The 16,552-nt window shown below is 61.0% G+C and carries 13 protein-coding genes; 2 read left to right on the top strand and 11 right to left on the bottom strand.

The features are described from left to right. Positions 1-77: 77 nt before the first annotated feature. The gene (locus ACP3TY_RS27640) at positions 78-998 is read left to right on the top strand and encodes a LysR family transcriptional regulator (protein WP_105709341.1); all 921 of its coding nucleotides are present in this window, start codon (positions 78-80) and stop codon (positions 996-998) included. Between the two features lie 190 nt (positions 999-1,188). Here the strand turns inward: ACP3TY_RS27640 and madM are convergent, their stop codons facing one another. The 9 genes from madM to mdcA form a co-directional block, all read right to left on the bottom strand. Then, a complete protein-coding gene (gene madM / locus ACP3TY_RS27635) occupies positions 1,189-1,953 on the bottom strand; it encodes a malonate transporter subunit MadM (RefSeq protein WP_053124677.1) in 765 nt (254 codons plus the stop codon). 1 nt (position 1,954) lies between these two features. Then, entirely contained in the window at positions 1,955-2,371 is a 417-nt protein-coding gene (gene madL / locus ACP3TY_RS27630; RefSeq protein ID WP_053124679.1) for a malonate transporter subunit MadL, read from the bottom strand. A gap of 66 nt (positions 2,372-2,437) precedes the next feature. Further along, the gene (gene mdcH / locus ACP3TY_RS27625; RefSeq protein WP_426618925.1) at positions 2,438-3,358 is read right to left on the bottom strand and encodes a malonate decarboxylase subunit epsilon; all 921 of its coding nucleotides are present in this window, start codon (positions 3,356-3,358) and stop codon (positions 2,438-2,440) included. Next, entirely contained in the window at positions 3,355-3,975 is a 621-nt protein-coding gene (locus ACP3TY_RS27620; RefSeq protein ID WP_426618924.1) for a malonate decarboxylase holo-ACP synthase, read from the bottom strand. The genes mdcH and ACP3TY_RS27620 overlap by 4 nt, the downstream gene beginning before the upstream one ends. Next, positions 3,969-4,754: a biotin-independent malonate decarboxylase subunit gamma gene (mdcE, locus tag ACP3TY_RS27615; RefSeq protein WP_426618923.1), complete on the bottom strand. Its 786-nt coding sequence runs from the start codon at positions 4,752-4,754 to the stop codon at positions 3,969-3,971. The genes ACP3TY_RS27620 and mdcE overlap by 7 nt, the downstream gene beginning before the upstream one ends. Then, on the bottom strand, positions 4,751-5,602 hold the full coding sequence (locus tag ACP3TY_RS27610) for a biotin-independent malonate decarboxylase subunit beta (RefSeq protein ID WP_426618922.1): 852 nt from the start codon (positions 5,600-5,602) through the stop codon (positions 4,751-4,753). Before ACP3TY_RS27610 ends, mdcE begins: the two co-directional genes overlap by 4 nt. Then, positions 5,595-5,894: a malonate decarboxylase subunit delta gene (locus ACP3TY_RS27605; protein ID WP_007913697.1), complete on the bottom strand. Its 300-nt coding sequence runs from the start codon at positions 5,892-5,894 to the stop codon at positions 5,595-5,597. The genes ACP3TY_RS27610 and ACP3TY_RS27605 overlap by 8 nt, the downstream gene beginning before the upstream one ends. Beyond that, on the bottom strand, positions 5,894-6,766 hold the full coding sequence (locus tag ACP3TY_RS27600) for a triphosphoribosyl-dephospho-CoA synthase (protein ID WP_426618921.1): 873 nt from the start codon (positions 6,764-6,766) through the stop codon (positions 5,894-5,896). The genes ACP3TY_RS27605 and ACP3TY_RS27600 overlap by 1 nt, the downstream gene beginning before the upstream one ends. Next, a complete protein-coding gene (gene mdcA, locus ACP3TY_RS27595; RefSeq protein ID WP_426618920.1) occupies positions 6,766-8,436 on the bottom strand; it encodes a malonate decarboxylase subunit alpha in 1,671 nt (556 codons plus the stop codon). The genes ACP3TY_RS27600 and mdcA overlap by 1 nt, the downstream gene beginning before the upstream one ends. A gap of 533 nt (positions 8,437-8,969) precedes the next feature. On the opposite strand from mdcA, the gene ACP3TY_RS27590 reads away from it, so the two are divergent. Further along, positions 8,970-10,115: an integrase core domain-containing protein gene (locus tag ACP3TY_RS27590; protein ID WP_426618919.1), complete on the top strand. Its 1,146-nt coding sequence runs from the start codon at positions 8,970-8,972 to the stop codon at positions 10,113-10,115. Positions 10,116-10,183: 68 nt separating this feature from the next. Here ACP3TY_RS27590 and ACP3TY_RS27585 read toward each other — a convergent pair whose 3' ends face one another. After that, positions 10,184-10,651, bottom strand: coding sequence for a chemotaxis protein CheW (locus ACP3TY_RS27585; RefSeq protein WP_053124693.1), 468 nt, complete (start codon positions 10,649-10,651; stop codon positions 10,184-10,186). Then, entirely contained in the window at positions 10,644-16,544 is a 5,901-nt protein-coding gene (locus tag ACP3TY_RS27580) for an Hpt domain-containing protein (RefSeq protein WP_426618918.1), read from the bottom strand. Before ACP3TY_RS27580 ends, ACP3TY_RS27585 begins: the two co-directional genes overlap by 8 nt. Positions 16,545-16,552: the final 8 nt, after the last annotated feature.

Raw genomic sequence — 16,552 nt, 5'->3', positions numbered from 1 at the left:
CAATGTAGGAGCTGCCGAAGGCTGCGATCTTTTGATCTTCCGTGCACAATCGGCCGATACCAAAAAGAGTCCGCGCCATGCTGATCGACGAAGAATTGACCCTGAAAAAACTCGAGGTGTTCCTCGCTTTCATGCGCACCGGCAACCTCGCCCGTGCTGCGGCCGAGCTGCAGACCAGCAACGTCAGCGTGCACCGCGCCATTCATTCGCTGGAAAGTGCCTTGCGCTGCCCGTTGTTCAAACACGAAGGCCGCAACCTGACGCCGCTGGAAAGCGCTTACGTCCTCGAAGAACGCGCGCAGAAACTGATCAACGACGTCGTCGAAAGCGTACGCCTGACCCGCGAAGCTGCCGGGTTCTCTGCCGAACGCTTCAAACTCGGATCCTTGTATTCGCTGACAGTAAAAACCGTGCCGCAACTGATCATGGGCCTGAAGATCCGTCGCAGCGAACTCAACATCGACCTGATCCTCGGCTCGAACATCGACCTGCTCTACAAGCTGAAAAACATGGAAGTCGACGCGATTCTGGTGTCGCTGGACGACAGCATCAACGACCCGGACTGCGAGCAGATTGCGCTGTTCTCCGATGACATCTTCCTCGCCACCCCGGCGGATTCAAAGTTTGCTCAGCGCAGTGAAGTCGATCTGGCGGAAGTGCGTGATGAAACGTTCATCACCTTGACCCAGGGCTTTGCCACGCATCAGGACGGCAACCGGGTTTTCAAGCAGGCGGGGTTCGAGCCGAAAGTGGCAATGCAGGTGAATGACATTTTCACGCTGCTGAGCATGGTCAGTTCGGGGGTGGGTTATGCGTTGCTGCCGGGGCGGATTGCAGCGGTGTATGAGAACCGGGTGAAGCTGATTCCGTTGCAGGCGAAGTATCGGTTGCAGCAGCACATTGGCGTGGTGTTTTTGAAGGCCAAGGAGCGCGATCCGAATTTGCTGGCGTTGTTGGCGGAGTGTCGGATGTATGCGAATCGGCAGTTGGTGGATTAACAGCAGATCAAGAGCCTACCCCCTCACCCCAGCCCTCTCCCCCAAGGGGGCGAGGGGGAAAGGGAGCAGATCTCCATGGGTTCGGAACCTGAGTTCGACATAAATATTTCAGGTCGATGTACAACGCCAAAACAACTCGGTCAGTCCCCTCTCCCTCCGGGAGAGGGCTAGGGTGAGGGGCTTTTGATCTTCAGCCCACAATCCCGCGAACAATGAAGAACAACAACGATGGTCCCAGCAAGCACCCCAGCCCGGTATGGAACGTCGCCGTCAACGCGCCATAAGGCACCAACCGCCGATCCGTCGCCGCCAGCCCAGCTGTAACGCCGCTGACAGTCCCGGCCAAGCCACCAAACACCATCGCCGAACGCGGGTTATCCAGCCCCATCCAGCGCGCCGCCACCGGCGTACCGACCATCACCAGAATCGCCTTGATCAACCCGGTCGCAATCGACAACGCCATCACATCCGAGGTCGCACCAATCGCCGCCCCCGTCACCGGCCCGACAATATAAGTCACCGCGCCCGCACCAATGGTGGTCATGCTCACCGCATCACGATATCCAAATACCCAAGCCATACACGCGCCAACAATGAACGGCAGAATCGTGCCCAGCAACAGCGCGACCACACCGATCAACCCAGCCTTTTTCGCCTCGGTCGCCTGCACTTCAAACGCCGTGGCCACAATCGCAAAATCACGCAGCATTGCCCCGCCCATCAGGCCGATGCCAGAGAACAACGTCAGGTCCGCCAGGCCTTTCTGGCCGCCAGTCATGGTGCCGCCGACCCACGCCAATACCAGGCCGATAACGATGGCAATCGCCGAACCGTGAATGCGTCCGAACGTCAGGCGTTTGGAGAGCACCACCGACACCCACATGATCACGCCGACGAAGGCGAATGCAGTGACCAGACCGTTGTGTTCCAGACCTTTTTCGATGAGATCCCACATATCAGCGACCCCCTACTGGCGTGCCGACCGGGGAGATTTCCAGCGGTTCGTCAGGCAACGGCTCACCTTTGTGGGTGCGGCTGATCAAGGCAATCGTGCAACCACAGACCACCACCGAACCAATCGCGGCCAGCACCGCCACCGTGCCGCCATGCAGCGCAGTGACGACGTTCTGTTGCGCGGCCATCGCCACCACCACCGGAATATACATGGCGCCCCAGAAGCCAACGCCCATCTCGCAATCCTTGGTCATGCCGCCGCGTTTCTGCATCCACAACCGCGCGCAAATCAGCAGGATCATGGCGATGCCGACCCCGCCGACATTGGATTTGACGCCCAACAACGCGCCGAGCATGTCACCCATGATCACCCCTGCCAGCGTACAAATCGCGAGCAGCGCCACACCGTAAATAATCATTGTTGTAGTCCTCAAAGTGCATCGTCGAATGTTGTTTTTGTTGTTCGAAGCTTGAGTCGCGGCGGTTTAGGGTTGGCGGCTACCCTCCTCACGCAACAGCGCTTGCAGGGTGTCGAGGCGAGCGCTATCGAAGGCCGTCACGGTGCCTTGTTCGAATACGCGGCGCGCAAGGCCGGTCAGGACTGCACCGGGCGGTAATTCGATCTGTAGCCGCACGCCGCGCTCGTAGGCGCTTTGCACGGTGCCGCGCCAATCCACCACGCGGCACATGTTGAAGGCGAGGTCGTCGCGCAGCGCTTCGACTTTGCTCACAGGGCGTGCGCGACTGCCGCTCAGGTAAGCGATCTGCGGTGTCTTCAACTCGACTTTGGCGAAGACCTCAGCGAGGGTTTGCGCCGGTTTCTCCAGCAGCGGACAGTGCGACGGCACGCTCACCGCCAGACGTTTTGCCAGACCGGCGCCGCGACTGCGCGCCAGATCCGCTACCGTTTGCATCGCCTCGTCACTGCCAGCAATCACCACTTGGTTGTCGGCGTTGATGTTGGCCAGATACACCGGCGAATCCTCGCTGTGTACTTGCGCCAGCAGCGTTTCGACTGTGGATAATTGCAGGCCGATGATCGCGGTCATGCCATAGCCCTGTGGATAAGCCTGTTGCATCAACTCACCGCGCAGGCTGACCAGGTGCAACGCATCGCTGAAGCTCAAGGCCCCCGCAACCACTGCTGCGGGATAAGCGCCGATGGACAGACCGGCGACGTAATCCGCCGTGAGTCCGTCCTGCAACAACTGCCGTGAAGCCGCGACACCAGCGATCAGCAGGCAGAGTTGAACCGCTCTTGTCGTGCGCAGTGCCTGAGCAGAATCGAGCAGCAAAACATTTTCACCAAGCACATCACTGGCCTCGACCAGCGTTTCCCGAGGCAAGCGCTGAAGCATGCCTGCCTGCTGCGCGCCCTGGCCGGGGAATACCAACAAGCTGCTCACGCTGCCTGCTCCTGCGGGTTCCACGGATCAATCACCAGACAGGCCTGATGAGCGTTTTTCAGCAGCACGCGCGCCGAGCCGCCGGCCCACTCACGCAACGCCACAGCACCGAATGGCGTCTGCAATTGCATGTCGATCCGGCACGCGGCTTGATCGAAAAGCTCAACGAACTTGCTTGCCTGATTACGCGTGATCATCTGCGGTGTACGCAAAATCAAATCGAGATCGCTGGCCGCGTGCATCGCGGTAAAACCACTGGCCAATTCAAACCCGACGCTGCCGCTGACTCCCCAGACCCAACCGCAATCGTCGAGCATCGGCCGCAGTTGTTTGAGCGCCTGCATGACTGGCAGATCGCGCTCGCTGTCGACCTGACACAGCGCTTCCGGGCTGACCCGACAGGCAATCGAATCGACCGCCATAAACGCCGCCAAGCGCTGCTCGCGCAACACACCGCGCACGCCGACCGCGATAAAACCCTCATCGCTCAGCGCCCGCCGCACCACCACCGGTTGCCCGGCGGCCAGCGACTCGACGGCCCACAACGGCGCATCCGCCGGCAGCTGCGCCGGGGTCATGCCCCAGAGCAGATCGTGGGCCAGAGGGGTGCTCACCACTGCGCCCTCAACAGTTCGCGTACACGGCTGGAGGCAGCACGATTTTTTGCGCCGAGACGATTGCTCAAGTCAGCACCGGTGATATCACCGATGGCTTGCTTGAGGCACTCGTTGACCCTTGATAGATCCTCTGCGGTTGGCTGTTCAATCTGCTGCACCGACAGGGTTTCCCAGAACAATCCGAGGCTGGCATAACTGTCGATGTCATAAGCCATCGGCGGCACACTGGCGGCCAGCGCTTCCAGTTCTTCAACACTGCGCAAGGTCACCCGCGCCGCCGAAGCCTTGCCCATCGCATGCACCATCACACCCGGATCGCGCAGCGCAATCAAACGATTGGCCTGATAACCGTGAGCGAGAAACGCCCCGGACATCGCTTTCCCCACCAACAACGCAATCACCGGATGCCCGGCCAGACGCGCACGGGCATAACTGTCCGCCGCCCCGGCCAGCGCCTGATGAATGCCGAGGGCTTCTTCGCGCCGACCATAAGCCTGGCTCGGCACATCGACGATGGCGATGATCGGGCGCTTCTGCGCTTTGTCGCGGTCAGCCGTGATCGCGTCATGCACCGCCTTGGCCAGACCCCAGCCTTCGAGCAAGCCGACCTCGCCATTGCGAGCGCGAGGAAAACGATTGTCCGGATCAGCGACCACAGCGATAAAACGCCCCAGCTCACCGTCAGCAACCCTCAACGATGGCGGCAGTCCTTCAACACTTTTGGCGCCCGCGCTCAAGGCGTTGAACCAGTTCAAACCGCGCAATGAATAGCCGCTCATGAGCGCTCTCCTCGATACAGATCGCGAACCACCGACGGTTCGATTTGCGGGTCAGTGTTCAGACTGCTCAGGCGTTGCAGGAACCACTCGGCACGCTGGCTGCGTGGTTTCGCTGGCAAACCCTGCTGCAGTAATTCACCCACCTGCTGACGAATCCTCGCCACGTCATCGGCGACATAACGATCCACCAGACCACTGGCGAAACGCTGCTCGCCACCGGTCAGGCTCCAGATGAACGGCCGGTCGCGCGAGTCGTATTCCTCGATCCCGGCTTCCTGTTCGATCACTTGCGGGCCGTTCAAACCGAGGCGTGCTTCCTGAGTCACCAGCAAATAGCTACACAACGCAGCGGCAATCGACATGCCGCCGAAACACCCAACGCTGCCGGCGACCACACCGACCACCGGTTGGTACTGCTGCAAATCGACAATTGCCGCATGAATATCAGCAATCGCCGCCAGCCCGAGATTGGCTTCCTGCAAACGCACGCCACCGGTTTCCAGCAGCAACACCGCGCGGGTCGGAATGCCTTTGCGGTTGTCTTCAGCCGCCAGTTCCAGCGCACCGGCAATCTTCGCCCCGCCGACTTCGCCGAGGCTGCCACCCTGAAAGGCGCCTTCAATCGCGGCAATCACCACCGGCAACCCATCGAGGCTGCCCTTGGCGATCACCACGCCGTCATCGGCCTGCGGCACCACGCCCTGGCGTTCAAGCCACGGCGACATCACCCGTTGAAACGGGTCGAGCAATTCGCGAAAGCTGCCGGCATCGAGCAAGGCTTTCGCCCGTTGCCGCGCGCCGAGTTCGACGAAGCTGTGTTTGTTGAGCAACGCGGCGCTGTCAGTCATGGCCGATCTCCTCGAAACCTTGTTCCAGACGCAAGCGCACCACCCCCGGCGTCGCGCCGAAGTCGTGGATATCGATGGCCATCGCCGGCGGCGTGGTGCCGTCGAACATCCGCGCAAACAGATGCTGCCAGCGCAGTTGCGCGCCGTTGACCGAAGTCTGCACATTGATCGTCAGCTTGCCGGCCAGGCCCGGTTCGATCAGCACTTCCAGATCACCCGAACCGACACAACCGACCAGCGCGCGACCGCGTGGCGGCTGCCCGGCGGGGAATTCAAACGATAGGGTTTCCATCAAAACGCTCCCTGAAGGATGCCGTTGTGCTCGATACGGTCGAGCAGCAGCGTGGCGGCGAGCAAGTCGGCGGCGCCACCGGGTGAGGCATTCAATGCGATGAGTTGTTGATCGAGTTCGTGCAGCCGGCGGCGACCGCTGAGGCTGGCGCTGCCACCGGCGTCGAGCACGCCTTGCGCGCCAAGTTGCATGGCCTGCAAACCCTCTTCGCCGGCGCGGTAGAGCACGCAGGTGTCGGCCAGATTGGTCATGATTGCGAGCAAGGCGTCGAGCCGGGCGTTCTGTTCGCCGCTGGCGTTGGCGCGGCTGCGTTTGAGTTGTGGCAGACCGCGTTGCAGCACCGAGGGGAAGCCGAGTTGCGCTTCTTCCCGAGCGCCGCGTGCGCCGTAACGCAGGGCGACTTGCGCGCCATGGCTCAAGGGTTTGGGTGCGTGGCGATCGTCCAGCAAGGCCAAACGTGCAGCGCGCAGAGAGACTGCGTTGGCACTAGAGGATTGTGGTTCCAGCGCAGCGGCGGTCACCAATAATCCCAAGGCCCAGATCGCCCCACGATGCGTGTTCACGCCGTTGGTGGTGGTGAGCATCGCTTGTTCGCCTTCGCGCCCGATGCGGCCAATCGCTTCGCGCAACGTTGAATTGACTTCACCGATTGCAACCGCCGCTTCAGCCATTTCCTTGAACGCCGGCCACAACGACAGCGCCGAAGCGTGCATCAGACCCAAGTGCAGATCGGTGTGCGCGCCGTTGCCGCGACGGTCGACCAGTGCCGGTTTCGGCGACAGATCGGCTTCGTCGATCAACGCGTCCACCGCCAGATCGGCCAATCGATCAGCCAGGGACAGCGGTTTCGCTTGCAGGTTAAGTGCGTGCATTACCAGCTCCTGAATTTCGCGGGCGGGTTGTACAAGCCGCCGGACCACTCGACCAGATCAGCCACGCTTTTCGCCGCGAGCAATTCGCGGGTGGCGTCGGTGCGGCGGATACCGAGGTCTTCGGGCAAGGCGATCAGGCCTTCGCGGCGCATACGTTCGGTGTCTTTCGGGTTGTGGCGCAGGCCGATGGCGGTGACGCCCGCAACCGCGGCGATCATTGCCTGGCGCTCTTCCAACGAACGCGCCTTGTACAGGTAGGCGATGCCTTCTTCAGTGAGCAGGTGGGTGACGTCGTCGCCGTAGATCATGATCGGCGCCAGCGGCATGCCGCTTTTCTTCGCCACTTCTACCGCGTCGAGGGTTTCAACGAAGGTCGGTTTGCCGCCCTCCTGGAAGGTCTCGACCATTTGCACCACGAGTTTTTTGCCGCGTTCGAGCATCGGTTGCTGCGAGTCGTCGTGGCGCATGTCCAGCCACGCCGGGGTGCCGTGACGGCGACCGCGCGGGTCGTGGCCCATGTTCGGCGCGCCACCGAAACCGGCGAGGCGGCCACGGGTGACGGTTGAGGAATGGCCATCGCCATCGACCTGCAGCGTCGCGCCGATAAACAGATCCACCGCGTATTGCCCGGCGAGTTGGCAGAACATCCGGTTGGAACGCAGCGAGCCATCGCGACCGGTGAAGAACACGTCGGGGCGCGCGGCGATGTAGTTTTCCATGCCCAGTTCGGTGCCGAAGCAATGCACGCTTTCGACCCAGCCACTTTCAATCGCCGGGATCAATGTTGGGTGCGGGTTGAGCGTCCAGTTGCGGCAGATCTTGCCTTTGAGGCCGAGGGATTCGCCGTAGGTCGGCAGGATCAGCTCAATGGCAGCGGTGTTGAAACCGATGCCGTGGTTGAGCGACTGCACGTTGTGTTTTTCGTAGATCCCGCGAATCGCCATCATCGCCATCAACACGTGCATAGGCTTGATATGGCGTGGGTCGCGGGTGAACAGCGGTTCGATGTAGAACGGCTTGTCGGCCACCACGACGAAATCGACCCATGACGCGGGAATATCAACGCGGGGTAGCTCGCTGACGTCGTCGACCAATTGGTTGACCTGGACGATGACGATGCCGTCGCTGAACGCCGCCGGTTCGATCAGTGCCGGGGTGTCTTCGGTGCTCGGGCCGGTGTAGATGTTGCCGGCGCGGTCGGCCATGAACCCGGCGGAGAGCACGACGTTGGGGATCAGATCCACCACCAGCCGGGCGTAGAGTTCGATGTAAGTGTGGATCGCACCGACTTCCAGCAAGCCGTCTTCAAGCAACTGGCTGATGCGCAGGCTCTGGGTGCCGGCGAAGGAGAAATCCAGTTTGCGGGCGATGCCGCGTTCGAACAGGTCGAGGTGCTCGGAGCGGCCGACGCTGGGCATGATCATGTGCAGGTCGTGGAGCTTTTCCGGGTCGGCTTTAGCCAGCGAACGGGAGAGGAAATCCGCCTGCTTCTGGTTGTTGCCCTCCAGCACCACACGGTCGCCGGGATGGATCAGCGCTTCAAGCGCGGCGACGATCTTGTCGGTGGGCAACACCACACCGTCGGCCAGCCCGCGCACTTTGTCGAGGCGGCGCTGCTTCTCATCGCGCCGCCGCGTCCAGCGCGAGTCGGGGGAAATTGTTGTTGTCATGCTCACTCCACGGGGTTCGCTGTCGTGGAGCTAAGGTAGGCGTGTGGGGTGGGGGCATCAATCAAGCACGGTGGTGAATCATTACGCTCAGAGTAATGGTTGAGAAACGCCCTGTAGGAGCTGTCGAGTGAAACGAGGCTGCGATCTTTTGATCTTCAATATCAAAAGATCGCAGCGTGCCGCAGCTCCTACAGGGGCAGGGATTCATAATCCAAGATTGAGCCTGCTCGCGATGAGGCCATTCGAACAACGCTTCGACACCTGTTCACACTTCAAAAGCCCCTCACCCTAGCCCTCTCCCGGAGGGAGAGGGAACTGATTGGGGGATATTTTAGAAGTACGCCGACCTGATTTTGCTGTGTTGAATCCATAATCGACTCGGATTGTCAGGTCGATGTATGACGCCAGACACCTCGGTCGGCCCCCTCTCCCTCCGGGAGAGGGCTGGGGTGGGTAAAGACCGGGTACATCCTTTACGTTTGAGACCGGGGACATGGTTTACAGGTATCAATCATGGTCAGGAGGTGCTGACCATGCCCTGGAATCAAGAGTCCCCAATGGATCAACGAGTGAAGTTAGTCAGCGACTGGCTTGGCGGCAGTTACACCAAGAGCCAATTAAGCCGGCGCTATGGCGTCAGCCGTCCGACCATCGACAAGTGGCTGGAACGATACGCAGCGTTGGGCGTAGATGGCTTGAAAGAGCAATCGCGCAAGCCGTTGAACTGTCCTCATCAAACGCCCGACGAAATCATCGCCAAGTTGCTGGCCAAGAAAAACGAACATCCCGATCGGGGACCCAAACAGATCATTGATCGCCTGCGCGTTTCCGATTCGCATATCCAATGGCCGGCGGCGAGTACCGCCGGGGAGTGGCTGAAGAAAGCTGGTTTGGTGGTGGCGCGACGGCCCTATCCCCCGCGTCCCCGTGCTCCAACACATTTGCGTCCGGTCGACGCGCCCAACCAGACTTGGTGTGCTGATTACAAAGGGCAGTTCAAAATGCAGGACGGTAATTGGTGCTATCCGCTGACCATAACCGATCAGATGAGCCGCTTTTTATTCGTCTGTCGCGCTTTGCCCAGTACGCACGGAGCGCCGACGCGGGAAGGCTTCGAGTGGGCTTTTCGAGAATATGGGCTGCCGGATGTGATCCGCACTGACAATGGCGCTCCTTTCGCATCGACAGGTCTGGCGCGACTTTCGAAGTTATCGGTTTGGTTCATCAGGCTTGGAATCCATGTCGAAACGATTACGCCAGGCCGTCCCGACCAAAATGGTCGACATGAACGGATGCATCGAACGTTAAAGGCAGCAGTGCCACCGGCGGAAAACCTGGTGCGCCAGCAGTTGGCTTTTCAGGATTTCATCCAAGACTTCAACCACCACCGACCGCATACCGCGCTGGGCATGAAACCACCGGCATCTGTCTATAGCCCGTCGATACGCGCTTATCCCGGTTACTTGCCTGCGCTTGAATATGGTTTCGATGTTGAAGTGCGCAAGGTTCGGTCAAATGGGGAAATTAAATGGAAAGGACAGCTGATTTTTCTAGGAGAGGCTCTGATTGGAGAGGACATCGCGCTGAAGGAGGTGGCTGATGATGCTTGGGAACTGTACCTTTGCAGCCACTGTTTAGGCAGGCTTGAAAGGGGCGCCAAACGCGTTTCAAGCCTGTAAAGGTGTAAACGATGTCCCCGGTCTAATTTGTAAAGGATGTACCGGTCTCTACAGTGAGGGTCAGGCCGTTAAACCAGATCTGCCTCAACCAACAGTCGCTCCAACCCCAACAAATCCGGCACCTTCGCCACTTGTTCCCCCACCTGCACCGCCGCCTGCTCCAGCGCACACAACGGCACGTCGACATAGCTCAACTGGCTATCAAGCTTGTACGACCGCGGAATCCCCTGCACCAGCAGCGCAATGAACTTCAACTCCGGCAACCCACCGAGCGCATTCAAGATCACGATCCGAGCGCGCTCGCCAATCACAATTTTCTGCCCACACGCCGATTCAAAACTCAGCAACGGAATCCGCCGTTCACGCCACGTGACCCTGCCGAGATACCACGGCGGCGTATCCAGATCGAAGGCACTGGCCTGATAGTCGATCAGCTCAGCCACGGCGACGTTGGGCAGGATCAAATTGCGATCCGCCAACGGCAGCAGCAGCCCGGTCAGTTGGCTGCTGCGCTGATTGTGCCGGCGCTCATGCATGTTTCTTGCTCCATTGGGCAATGCTTTCGAGCAGCACCGATTCCTGGTACGGCTTGCCGAGGTAGTCGTTGACGCCAATCGCCATCGCACGGTCGCGGTGTTTTTGCCCGGTGCGCGAGGTGATCATGATGATCGGCAGGTGTTGCAGGCGCTCGTCGTTGCGCACCTGGGTGGCGACTTCGAAGCCGTCCATGCGCGGCATTTCGATGTCGAGCAGCATCAGGTCGGGCATGTGTTCTTCGAGCAGCAGCATCGCATCGACACCGTCCTTGGCGGTCAGCACGTTCATGCCGTGGCGTTCGAGCAAGCGGCTGGTGACCTTGCGCACGGTGACCGAGTCGTCGACCACCATCACCAGCAGCGGTTTCTGCGGTTCGCTGTCGATCTCCGGCAGCGTCGGCGTTTGCGCAATGCGCGCCTGCATCGCCCGAATCGGTGCGAGCAGATCGAGAATCAGCACCACCCGGCCATCGCCAAGAATCGTCGCCCCGGACACGCCCTGCACCGCCGCGAATTGCGCGCCGAGACTCTTCACGACGATTTCGCGAGTGCCCGCCATCACGTCCACTTGCACGGCAATGTGCCGGTCGTTGTAGTGCACCAGCAGCACCGGCAATGGCAGGTTCTGCCCGAGCAGTTTTGGCCGTGGCGCAGTTTTCAGCAGCTCGCCGAGGTAGCACAGTTCATAGGTCTGGCCGCCGTATTGATACCGCGGCGGATCCTGACGGAAGTGCCCTTCGAGATCATTCGGCAACACGCGAACAATGCCTTCGATGGTGTTCAGCGGAATCGCGTATTGATCCTCACCGCATTGCACCATCAACGCGCGGTTGACCGACACGGTGAAGGGCAGACGAATGCGGAAATGCACGCCCTGCCCCGGCACCGAGTCGATGCTCATGGTGCCGCCGAGTTGCCGCACTTCTTCGTGCACCACGTCCATGCCGACGCCACGCCCGGAAATCTGCGTAATTTTTTCCGCTGTGGAAAACCCCGGCTGAAGGATGAACTGCAACACGTCGCGGTCGCTGATCTCGGCATTCGGCGCGAGCAAACCACGCTTGATCGCCTTGTTGCGCACCGCTTCCAGCGGCACACCGGCGCCGTCATCACGGATGTCGAAAACGATGTCGCCGCCCTCACGAGACAGGTCGAGGCTGATCTGCCCTTGCGCCGGTTTACCCGCCGCCAGCCGCACTTCGGCAGATTCCAGACCATGATCGACGGCGTTGCGCAGCATGTGTTCCAGCGGCGCGGCCATGCGTTCGAGCACGTTGCGATCCATCTCGCCTTCGGCGTTGCCGACGACAAACGCGACGTCTTTGTTCAGCTCTTCAGCGACCTGACGGACGATGCGTTTCAGGCGCGGCAACATGCGCTCGAACGGCACCATGCGCGTGCGCATCAGGCCTTCCTGCAATTCGGTGTTGATACGGCCCTGTTGCTGCAACAGGTTCTCCGCGTCGTGGTTGCGGCGGTCGAGGGTTTCTTTCAGATCGAGCAAGTCGGAGGCGGATTCGAACAGCGCTCGCGACAGTTGCTGCAACTGCGAATGGCGATCCATTTCCAGCGGGTCGAATTCTTCGTAGCCAAGGCGTTCGGCATCTGCTTGCTGGCGACTGAGAATCCGTCCCTGGGTTTCGGTGTCGAGACGGCGCAACTGATCGCGCATCCGTTCGATGGTGGTTTCCATCTCGTTCAGAGCAATCTGTGCGTCGTTGACCTGCTGCTCGATACGGCCCCGGAAGATCGAGGTTTCCCCGGCCAGGTTGACCAGCTCATCGAGCAGTTCGGCGGAAACCTTGACCATGTCCGCGCCAACATCGGCCGCCGGCGGTGCGGCCTCGGTTTTAGCCGCAACCGGCAGCAGCACCGGCGGCGTTTCAATGGTCGCCGGATGACTGAAATTCTGGATCGCATTGATCAGCCGATCGGCCGGCGGGCACGGTTGCCCCGCACGCACCGCATCGAGCATCTGCGCCAGTCGGTCATGCCCGCGCTGCACCAGCGCAAACAGTTCGGTCGAGGCTTGCAGCGAACCGGCCGACAGACTTTCGTAAAGGTATTCCAGCTCATGGGCGAGGTCGCCGATCGGGCCGATCTCGACCATCCGCGCGCCACCCTTGAGGGTGTGCAGATCGCGCAGCAGGGTTTCGATTTCCTGTCGATTACCCGGCTCGGCCTGCCAGCGCAGCAGCGCGGCGCCGGAGTTTTCGATGATGTCGAAACCTTCTTCGAGGAAGATCTCCAGCAGCTCCGGATCGTGACTGGCGCTGTCATGATCGGCGGTGGCTGGCGGCGTTTCGGCGATGGCTGGCCCCTGCCGCACTTGGCGGATCGCTTCAATCAGATCGTGCGCCGGCGTCAGTGGCTGATGGTTTTGCAACTGATCAAGCAACAGCGCCAAGCGGTCGTGACTCTTGAGCAGCAAGCGGCCCAGGGTTTCGCTGTAGTTGTAGCGACGATCGACCAGGCCTTCGTAGAGGCTTTCCAGCTCCTGAGCGAGATCGCCGATGGCCTCGACTTCAGCCATGCGCGCGCCGCCCTTGAGCGTGTGCAAATCGCGCTGCAAGGATGACAACGGCGCGCTGTTGTCCGGATCACTCAGCCAGCGCTGCAAGGCCTGGCCGGCGCTGTCGAGAATGTCCACGGCCTCTTCGAGGAAGATCTCGACGATCTCATCGTCCGCTTCAAAGGCGCTGGCCGTTTGTTGCAGTTCGGCGGTGGCGCTGCCCAGTTCGCGGATGCTCAGGGTGCGGCTGCCGTCGCTGCGAATCAGGCCCATCGACGACGGGTCGAGGCTTTCATCGAGCAGATCATGCAGGGCGCGAATCCGCTCGGGCTGCGGCGTGACTTCCTGGCCGGCAGCCAGTTCGTCGAGCATGTTGATCAGCGCTTCGTGGGCATTTTGCGCTTCGTGAAAAAACCGTTCGCTGACCGCCAGACTGCTTTCTTCGACGGCGCCGTAAAGATCGAGCAAGGCCTCGCACAACACATCGACCGGCAGCAGATCGGCGAGGTGTGCGCCCTCGCCCAGCGTGGTCAATTCATCGAGCAGCGCGCTGAGTTCCTGACGCTCGCCGGGGTGCTGCTGCCAGCGCTGCAATAGGCTTTCGGCGTCGAGCAGGATATCCATGCCTTGGGCGAGAAAGTTGTTGATCAGTTGCGGGTCGCGCTTGATCCGCAGGCCGGTGTTCGGCGCATCGAGGATCGACGCCAGCCGCTCGGCCAGCAGTTCATCGGTGCGCTTGATCAGCGACTGCGCGCCGACAATCGGCGCCAGCGGATCGTGTTTGAGCTGACGCAAACCGACGCGAAACAAGCCCTCGGCTTCAAGGAGCAATTCCACTTCATCGAGATCCAGCGGCAACTGGTGCGCCTTGAATTCGCGGGCCAGTTGATCGAGCGGCGCCGCCAGTTCGGCAATCGGCAACACGCCGGCCATCGACGCGCTGCCCTTGAGCGTGTGCAAGGCGCGCTGCAATTCGTCGCTGGCCTGCAGTGGTACATGCTCGGCGGCTTGATCGAGGAAACGGTTGAGGCTGGCGAGGTGGGTTTCGGCTTCGTTGCGGAAGATCTCCAGCAACAGTGGATCAAGCGCCGCGACATCGTCGACGTCTTCAGCGGCCATCGGCTCGTCACCCTTGGCCAAGGCGTGCGCGCGGGCGGCGAGTTGATCGACATCGCTGCGCTGACGCTGGCGGTTGGTGGCGAATTCGCTGATCAGTTCCGGCAGCAACAGCACCGTGTCGGTCAGCAGTTGCTGGGCGACCGAGCCGGGTTCGACACTTTGTTCGAGCACGCGATTGAGCAGGTTTTCCACCGACCAGGCCAGTTCACCGAGGATCAGCGCGCGCACCATGCGCCCGCTGCCCTTCAAGGTGTGGAAGGCGCGGCGCAGCTCAGTCAGCGCATCGCGATCCTGCGGATTGGCAGCCCAGCGCGGCAGGTATTCGTGGAGGACTTCAAGAACTTCATCGGTCTCTTCGAGGAACACTTCGCGCAGCTCATCGTCGACCGGTTCTTCATCGGCCGGCGGCGGCATCAGGCTGCCGGGAGTGATCAGTGCCGGCGGGTTGAGCGCCGACACCGGGCTGGCCAAAACATCGGCCAGCGACTGCACGATGTCCGGATCGTCGAGCGCCTGCATGTCCTGCATCACCAACGCTTCGCTGGGGGAGAGCACGTCCTCGAGCACGGGAACATGCGGCTCATTTGGAAAGAACCCCAGACTGGCGAGGGATTTCTGCGCGACATCCAGCAGTTGTTCGCCCGGTGCCTGCGGGTCGTCGCTCAAGCGTTCAAGGTAATACTCAAGGCTGCTGATGACATCGGCCAGATGATCCAGTTGTTCCCAACCCGGTTCGTGCGGATCGAGCAACAAATGTTCGCGGATAAAACCGTTGCAGGCCTCGACCAGACTCGCCGCGCGGTTCAGAGGAATCATCGCCAGTGCACCACGCACTTGAGTCAGCAGCGCCGGCAACGGTTGCAGGTGTTGGCGATCCCAATCGGCGTCGATGTAGTCGACGATCATGTCCTTGGCCTGTTGCAGGCAGATGCGCGCTTCCTTGATGACGATCTGATGAATCTGCGTCAGGTCGGTGGTCGGCAGGCGCGCGTCTTCCGGGCTTTCCGGCTCGACGGTGCCGACCATCCCGGCCAGCGTCGCCTCGACGTAGAGCAAGGCGCCGGCAACGTCCATCAGGATCGCGTCATTCGGTTCGCGCTGGCCCTGGGCAAGGCTGAGCACCACCGCCAATTGATCGATGATGACTTTGCGCGGCTGACCGAATCCGAGCACGGCGAGGGTGTCGGCGATTTGCCTTAATGGCGCGAGCAGGCTTTCCAGATCCGAGGTGTGCTGGCGGTCGCTGCGTACGAACAGGTCGAGGCGTTCCTTGACCCGCACCAGCTCTTCGCACAATGCCGCCAACACCGAACGCATCGCGTCGCGGTCGGGGCCAGCGAGGCGCGCGCGTTCTTCATCGACCATCGCGCTGTCGGGCAACGCGTCGTCCAGGGAGTAGCGATCTTTCATGGTCAGCATCTGCCCGGTGGGATGTTCGGCTTTGGCAATATAGAACAACAGGCTTTTCAGCAGCTCCGGCGGTGGCGGCTGGTTGAGGCCGGCCATGCCTTGATCGAGCAGACGCTTGAGCTCTTTGTCGGCGTCCTTGAACAGGCTGCGCAGCGCCGGGCTGTTGGCGATCACGCCTTCGCGCATGCCTTCGACCAGCGCCGAGGCGACTTGCCACAACGGACTCAGCGGTGTGTCGCCACTTAACGCTTCGAGGCGAGTAAAGACTTTCGCCAGATAACCGAGGTGGGTCTGATCGTCCTGTTCACGCAGCAAACCGACCAAGGCCATTTGCAGTGTCTGCCGGAGTTTGCGCAGCACGTTCGGCAACTCTGGCGGTTCCAGCAGCGCCAAGGCCTCTGCCCTCAGCGGCGGCAGCTCGGGCAGTTGCGGGCTGAACAGGCTGGTTTCCGACAACAGACTTTCGCCCCGGGCGCTGCGCAGATCGTTGATCAGCGGCAGCACCACCAGCGGTAAATCACGCCGGGCGCTTTGCACGCGGTCGAGGTAGATCGGCAATTGTCCGAGCGCTTGCAGCAGCAGATGCAGCGCTTCGTCGCGATGGCTGACGCGCTCTTGCTGCAGGGCTTCGACCAGATGTTCCATCTCTTCGGCGAGCAAGGCTGCGCCGTAGAATTCGACCATCTGCAGGCTGCCGTGCACCTGATGGATGTAATCCAGGCACTCGTCCAGCCCCGGAAAAGCCTGCGGATCATCGAGCACGGCTTCAATCGCCTGATGCGCCTGTTTCAGCGTTTCGGCAATTTCGCCTTTGACCCATTCGAGGGCCACATAGTCGTGCCGATCACCCATAACCACTC

Source organism: Pseudomonas rustica (assembly GCF_049959085.1).
GTDB lineage: Bacteria > Pseudomonadota > Gammaproteobacteria > Pseudomonadales > Pseudomonadaceae > Aquipseudomonas > Aquipseudomonas rustica.
The sequence above is the reverse complement of the archived record's forward strand: the minus strand, read 5'-3'. Positions and strand labels throughout refer to the sequence as shown.